The sequence below is a fragment of the Kamptonema sp. PCC 6506 genome (genome assembly GCF_000180455.1).
Lineage (GTDB): Bacteria > Cyanobacteriota > Cyanobacteriia > Cyanobacteriales > Microcoleaceae > Kamptonema > Kamptonema formosum.
The window spans coordinates 1-7,053 of record NZ_CACA01000242.1 but is presented as its reverse complement, the minus strand read 5'-3'; the positions used below and the strand labels follow the sequence as shown (position 1 = coordinate 7,053).

The following is a 7,053-nucleotide window of genomic DNA, read 5'->3' as shown; positions in this document are numbered from 1 at the left end:
CCTTCTTCCTTCTTCCTTCTACTTATCCTGTAATTTTCTTACCTCTTTATGCACGCTCATCCCAATTTCTAGCGCCTCATTCAGCAACCGTCCATATTCACTCGCTTGGTTATTGACATCAAAAGCCATTAAAGCAGTTAGATTATTTTCAATATTAACAAATAACTCATAGCGGCGACCAATAAACTCTTGATTATCTCTGAGTATTTTTTCTGTTCTCAAAGCACAAATCAAACTATCTCTAGTGACATTTAGGGCTTTAATTGCATCGTCTCTGTTAATCAAATTCAGGGGCAAATTACCCACAGCAGTTAACTTATCAATAATATCTACCGCCTTAATCACCTCATTATATTTCTCTACTTCATCTGCTAAATTCGCCAAAGCTGCTAGAGGTTTTGCTTTCAACCACATATAAATATTCCAGCCGCAACTCAAGAGAATAGATAGGACTAAAGTCAATTGTAAAAACTGAAAAAATGCCTGAGTATCTGGTACAGAAGTAGTATTTTTAGCGATTAACAAAGTAATGGGAACTGAAAAAATTAAGGTTAAGCCAAATATCAAAACTTCATTGAAAATAAAAGAGGCAAGTTGTTGACGATTCCGCCTTTTCTTGCCTATCAAACTCTCACGCAGCACAGAAGTTCGGTATAAATTACCCATGACAACATCACTCAGAGTTACACCGCTTAACTCTTCTACTTCTTTCTCGGTAATTCTTAACTCCTCCAAATCTGGCTGCATAAGAGTTTCCAATTTCCTAATTAAAAGTTTAGCGATAACCAAGAATTTCAGATATTGCTTGCACGATATTCAGATAAAAGTTGCTGTCTCGGCCGCGAAATAACTCAAAAGGTGCTCCCGGTGCTCCAAAAAAAGGTCTTAACGTCCAGGCTAATTGACAGCCGACAAAGGCATAAAGTATTAGCCAGAATTTCAAAATCTTGTCGCGAATTTCCTTGCCTTCGGGGTCTTCCTTAGAAAGCAACTGCATACCTTGATATAAAAAATTAACACCGAGAAAGCCTGTGAGTGAGAAAATCGCAACATTTAACAGTTTAAAAAACTGGTAATCGTAGGTGCTAATTAGAAAAAATAGGGAGATTGGTGCAAATCCTAAGAGTAAAACTCCAATCAAGGCTACTGCTGTCATTAGCAATGCTAAATATTGCTCAAAGGAGCGCTTGGAACCAAACATTACATTGAAAAAATATAATGTGGGAAAACAGATGATAACTGTGATTATATAAAGAGCTGGCAATTTGATCGCTGACATGATTGCTTGCTGCCAACTATTCGCTGCACCAATGATAGCGCCATAGACGGCGAAGAATACGCAACTGGAAATCAACAGACCTAAGATTTTAGATTGTAGTCTTACGCCTTGGCGGAGGTCTTCGAGGAATTGCTGGCGTTCCCGCAGTAAATCCATCACGATTGAAAAGTATTTCATGCTGTCTCCTTTCGAGCAATGAGATTGTTGTCTAATACCTTTTAATATCTTCTCAAGAGTATTACGAAATTCCTGATGTTGGGTTTAATTTCGTTGCACTCAACCTACGGCTTTCGAGCGATGAGATTGCTATCCAATAACTTTTGAATTTTTACTTCTGACTTGTGGTACGATTATAAGTTTTCCAAAATTACTCACAAGAGAGGGGGCGATTAACGCCCCCTCCTCAAGCCGATCCCAAAGAGCGTGCTAATAGCTTCTTAGTATGCTAGACCCATACTGCGAGTTGTTTCAGCTCCCAGGTAAACCCTAATGCTCAGAAAGTCAGTAGGACAAGCAGTTTCGCACCGCTTGCAGCCAACACAGTCTTCTGTGCGAGGGGAAGAGGCAATCTGACCGGCTTTACAGCCATCCCAGGGCACCATTTCTAAAACATCAAGCGGGCAAGCGCGGACGCATTGGGTACAGCCAATGCAGGTATCGTAGATTTTGACTGCATGAGACATTGAATAAAAGCTCCAAACGAGTCATCAAAATTTGCTGTATCTGCAAGTGAACTGATTTGACGGCGAGCTTCCACCGCTCATCTTTCACAGAGAATCATGGCCTAGTTTACCGCAGTGTTTCCAAGCTCTTAGCTAAAAGGCAGCAAAACTTCACAGTTGTTAACGGTTAAGGATTAGAAACAATATTTTTTACAAAAGTTTACAAAAATCCATCTTTTTTACTTGGAGCGGCACTTCTGCTTTTTAAACCAGGCAATGCTGGCTTGGGGCGATCGCGTTGCCATCCAAACTCGATCTGACAGATTACGGGCCAGAAAAAACCGCAGCTTCAATATCCTGACGGCTAAGAGAGTATTTGAAAGCTCGTTGAATATCTTGACCGTCAGCTCCAGCGTGAAGGTAGCGGACGGTCAGTTGATCGATGTCTAGGGAAAGTTCTGCTTCCCATGTTGGTCGTTGAATTCGCCAGCAGTGGAGTTCGCTACGGTCTTGTTGGCAACCCCGGTTTTTTAGCCATTGCTCTATTTCTGGCAGGGGATGGTTATACAAGGGGGTATCGGGGGAAGGAATAGTCATTGGTAGTTGATGGTTGATAGTTGGTAATTGGAAATGAGTGTTGAATGGGAATCTGCTATTAGCTATTAGCTTTTTGCAAGATACTTTCTATAAAGTTGGGGATGAATCTATCGGGAGCCATAAGCTCGTTGTAAATAGCCCGATTTTCTAGTTTCATTTCTTGGAATTCCTTGTTGGTGATTTTTTCAAAATGTTCTACTACTAAGTCTCCTATCTTATATAAAGATTTTAGTGGGACTTTGAGCAGATGAATTTTTTCTTCAAAGGGAATTTCTACATCAGTATCTATTACTAAGGGAATGCAACCGGCATTTAAAGCCATATAAAAGCGCCCGGAATAATTACCATTTGCCCTCACGCATAAGGAATAGTCGGATTTTCTCATGTTGTCTATGAATCTATCTTCTAGTAAAACTCTATTGATATTGGCGGGGTTGTAATAATCTTGCAGGGTATTTGTGATATCAAAATGGCTGTCTATTCGTCGATCTTCTGCCAGTAAATCCATAGCAACTTTTCTCAGTTGATGGCTCATTCCTTTTTTCAGCCTCATGTCTATTTTCTGGGCAAGGTTGCCTTGGGATAATAAAGCTTTTGATAGGGGAAAAGGCAGGCTGTTCCCTATTTTAAAAAATTTACCTGCGGCTGATGTAGTTCCACAAAAACCGACAGCAGGTTTTTGCGATCGAGGTAAAATTTCTAGAGCTTCTAACTGAGTTTTAGTTTTTTGATTTGACCAGTAAGGACGCTCGGTCTCAAAAGGTTTTTTTAAGCTTTTATAAAGACCAAAGCGAAGAATGTTTGCTGTTGGTATATCTAAGGGTGTATCTAAGTCGCAGGTTGCATCTATAATCAATGGCTTATTATAAATTTCCGCTTCTTTAACTGCATCTAAAACAGAGTCATCAAAAACACGGTTTTCTGGATTGAAGACTTTTTGAGGGTAGATGGCTAGATCGCAATGTTTTAAAGAATGTGTTTCACTCCAATGAGTTTCTGCAATCAGCTTGTCAAAGGCTGGATCTCTATTATCCGGTCTGAGAGGCCATAGTAATTCTACACGAGTATCACTAGCTGCATTGAAGGTATAAATTTTCATGAGCTGTTAGGTGGTAGTTAAGGAGGTTTTATGATAGTTAAAATTTTTAACAGAAATAAAAAATAAATTATGCTTTTTTGAGCTTTATTGTTGATTACCTCGAATTAAGGCGATCGCGATCGCAAGGGCCAGACAGCCGAGTAGGGTAAGACCAAGAATTAACAAAATGAAGATTTCTCCGGGTGAAAGGGGGCGATCGGTGGGGTCTAAATAGGCTGAGTCAGAGTTGTTGCGGGAGTTGGAGGGGTGGTTTAAGTTGGCTGGGGGTTGAACTACATTTAAGCGTGAATAGCCAATTTTGCGATCGTAGGTGAGACGACGTTCTGGGTTACTGAGGGTAGCATAGGCAAGGTTTAGTTGTTGAAATTTAGGGGTGGCGATCGCTGTTGGCAAATCGGTAGTGTCGGGATGGTAGTGTTTGCTTAGTTTCCGGTAAGCTTGCCGAATTTCTATGCTTGAGGCTGAGGGGTGTAACCCTAGTAAGCCATAATAGGTCAAGACCAGAGGGATTTGTTCTGGCATCTTTTGATGTTGGTTTTTTGAAGTTGCCTCCTCCGCTGTCACCGAAGCCCCTTTTTTGCCTGTTTCTAAATTATTTAACTATTTTAGCCGGCTGTTGACCCCTTTATAGCAACCGCCAGGGCGGTTAGGGGCTAGGGGCTAGGGGCTAGGGACTAGGGGAAGAAGGGAAAGCAGGGGAAGAAGGGGAAGAAGGTAATACAATTTTATTCAACTCAAAAATTGAGTTGAATATCAATTGCTCGCTCGTAGGTTTAGCACATCTTCAAGGCTAAGCCCAGTAATTTGGCTAATAGTTGCATCATCTAATCGTAAGAGTAATTGTCTAGCGATCGCCAGTTTTTCTTCGCGTCTTCCTTGTTCTATTCCTTGTTCTATTCCTTCTTGAGCAGCCTTAAGAATAGCTCCCTGCTGATCGTAAATAAACAGTTCTCTCCGTTCCAAATCTTCCAGTTCTTCCCGACTTAGATTCACTTGATTCGCAATCTCGAAAGCTTTATGAATTTCGGGAATATTGTCCATTATTTCTGGTACAGATGTGAGAGTTCTAGCATATTTAATAAAATAAATCCATTTGTCAGTCAAGGTTTCAAGTCGATCCTGTTCCTTGGTAAACTTTGGCAATTCAATAAATACTAAATCTATGTCATTTTCGGGATATTTTAAATTGGTACTGACTTCTTTATACACAAACCTGGAAATTAAGCGTTCGCTATTAGCAAACATTTCAAAATCAGTAATTGTTAAAGCAATCACTGGCTTAAGCATTCGATAGCCTTCACCAGTTTGTAACTGAAAAGCGTAAGTCTTAGCGGCATTATATAAAACTCGCTTCCCAAAAGATTGTACATTCAATACCTGCATTTCAATAATTACTAAAGTACCATCTGTGAGTTTAGCTTTCACATCCAGATAAGTATCTTTCAAGCCTTGAACCCTGGGGGGAAGGTTAGGGTTAATAATTTCTAAATCTTCAATGATAGAATTACCTTCATAAATCAGAGCATTGAGAAAGCTAATCAGAATATCTTTGCTTTCTGAGGAACCAAAAATTTTTTTGAAGGCGTAATCAGTTTTAGGGTTGATAAAGATCATAGTAGGAACTAGGTTTTAAACTATTGGTTGTGTGGCTCAGTAACCGACTCGATCGCACCTAAATTCAGTCAGGCTGCTGATTTTGTTTCTGGTAAGGGTTTGACATCTTCTGTTAAATGTGAATTGGCTAGCGTCAGTATAGGGATATCCGTGCTGTCTTGGCGATCGCTAATCTCTTCCTCCCTGGGAATTTGACACGAAAGAATGCCATTAACGATGCGATCGCTAACAGGTTCTTCCCAATCTGGTAATGGCTCTATCGGCTGCGGCGGCTGGTTAACAGTTACATCTACCCCCATTTGCTGAAGATTCAAGCTGTGAGTTGAGCGACGGTTGACAAGCTCTACCAGCCAAACACTCAATCCTACGGCTGCCATTAGCGGCAAAACAATCCTATAATCCCGCGTCAACTCAAACATCAGCAGAATTGAAGTCAAAGGCGCTCTAGCACTACCTGCAAGCACTGCTGCCATCCCCACCATTGCATAAGCCGGAGGCCCTGCTACGTGACCGCTCATCGCTGGTAGCATTGCCAAAAAGATCCCGTAAGCAGAGCCAAGAGAGGCTCCCAGAAACATCGCCGGGGCAAAGATCCCCCCAACTAAACCGCTACCCAGACTCACAGCCGTCATTCCTAGTTTTGCCCCTAATAAAAGCAGCAATAACGGTAAGGAAAATTTGACATCTTGCAGCATGGCTTCGACAGTTTCGTAGCCAACACCCAGGATTTGTGGAAGTTGCAGAGCTACTAAGCCGACGCAGGCCCCGCCAATAATGGGGTGAATCGGTCGAGGAAGCTTTGCCAGCCAAGCAAATCCGGGAATTTTACCCTGAAAACAGCGTTCAGCAAGTTGAATGGCTTCAGTATAGGCAAGAGAAACACAGCTAGCTAAAAGTCCCAATCCCATATATAGGGGCAATTCTAGAGGACTGCGGACTTCGTAGACTGGAAGAGCAAAAGCTGGCTGGGCTCCTAAGCTGATTTGAGCGATGACTGCGGAAACGACGGCGGCGAGGAGAACGACGCTGACGGATGAAGTGGCGAAAGTGCTTCCCAGTACAACTTCTAGCGCAAAGAACACTCCGGCAATGGGTGCATTGAATCCCGCAGCAAGTCCAGCAGCGGCTCCAGCCCCCAATAGCAACCGCTGCCTTTCTTGAGAAAGTTGCAGGACTTGAGCTAAGAGCATTCCAAAGTTAGCACCGATTTCAACGCTGGGAGCTTCTGGGCCCAGAGATGCCCCTGTACCCAGGGAAACGGAGGCTGCTACCATCTTGGCGATCGGTTTGAGGGGAGAGAGCTCTTGCAAACCTTGGGAAGCGGCGATCAGCGAGGACATATTAGGGCCAAAATCTCGGAACCACCAGCGCATTAAGCCAATGGCGACTCCACCAAGGATGGGGATGCAGGCTAATGCCCAAGGGCTACCTCCACCTATTACCCCCATAAAGTCTTCCATCATCAGGCTATGGATCAAATGGATTAGGTAATGAAAGGTGACTACCCCTGCCCCTGTGACTCCCCCAATCAGTAAGGAGAGGATCAGCAAGAGGGTTTCTGGGCTGGGATGCAGGCGGTTGAGAAATCGGGTTAGACGTGATGCACGGGTAGTGAGTGTTGGCGGGCAAGGGGGACGCACGCCAACAGGAGGGATGGCAGTCATTGAGGGGCGCTTATTTGTGAGGAGCTTAGATAAATATTAAATTTTATTTCTACTTTTAATTTAGATTAATTTGAGCGGGATTGACAAGTAATAAAGAAGGGGCTAGGGGCTAGGGGCTAGGGGCTAGGGAAGATGGGG

The 7,053-nt window shown here is 42.8% G+C and carries 8 protein-coding genes; all 8 read right to left on the bottom strand.

The window, feature by feature from the left end; all coding sequences use genetic code 11:
* Positions 1-18: 18 nt before the first annotated feature.
* A complete protein-coding gene (locus tag OSCI_RS12425; RefSeq protein ID WP_007355305.1) occupies positions 19-747 on the bottom strand; it encodes a hypothetical protein in 729 nt (242 codons plus the stop codon).
* Between the two features lie 28 nt (positions 748-775).
* Entirely contained in the window at positions 776-1,456 is a 681-nt protein-coding gene (locus OSCI_RS12420; RefSeq protein ID WP_007355304.1) for a hypothetical protein, read from the bottom strand.
* A 260-nt stretch (positions 1,457-1,716) separates the two neighbouring features.
* Positions 1,717-1,962: a photosystem I iron-sulfur center protein PsaC gene (gene psaC, locus OSCI_RS12415; RefSeq protein ID WP_007355303.1), complete on the bottom strand. Its 246-nt coding sequence runs from the start codon at positions 1,960-1,962 to the stop codon at positions 1,717-1,719.
* A gap of 303 nt (positions 1,963-2,265) precedes the next feature.
* Positions 2,266-2,538, bottom strand: coding sequence for a DUF3143 domain-containing protein (locus OSCI_RS12410; protein WP_007355302.1), 273 nt, complete (start codon positions 2,536-2,538; stop codon positions 2,266-2,268).
* A 58-nt stretch (positions 2,539-2,596) separates the two neighbouring features.
* Complete coding sequence (locus OSCI_RS12405) at positions 2,597-3,637, bottom strand: hypothetical protein (RefSeq protein ID WP_007355301.1); 1,041 nt, start codon at positions 3,635-3,637, stop codon at positions 2,597-2,599.
* Between the two features lie 84 nt (positions 3,638-3,721).
* Positions 3,722-4,159 (bottom strand): J domain-containing protein, encoded by a 438-nt coding sequence (locus OSCI_RS12400; protein WP_007355300.1) that lies wholly within the window; start codon positions 4,157-4,159, stop codon positions 3,722-3,724.
* A gap of 231 nt (positions 4,160-4,390) precedes the next feature.
* Positions 4,391-5,251 (bottom strand): Rpn family recombination-promoting nuclease/putative transposase, encoded by an 861-nt coding sequence (locus OSCI_RS12395; RefSeq protein WP_007355299.1) that lies wholly within the window; start codon positions 5,249-5,251, stop codon positions 4,391-4,393.
* 68 nt (positions 5,252-5,319) lie between these two features.
* Entirely contained in the window at positions 5,320-6,915 is a 1,596-nt protein-coding gene (locus OSCI_RS12390) for a chloride channel protein (protein WP_007355298.1), read from the bottom strand.
* Between the last annotated feature and the right edge of the window lie 138 nt (positions 6,916-7,053).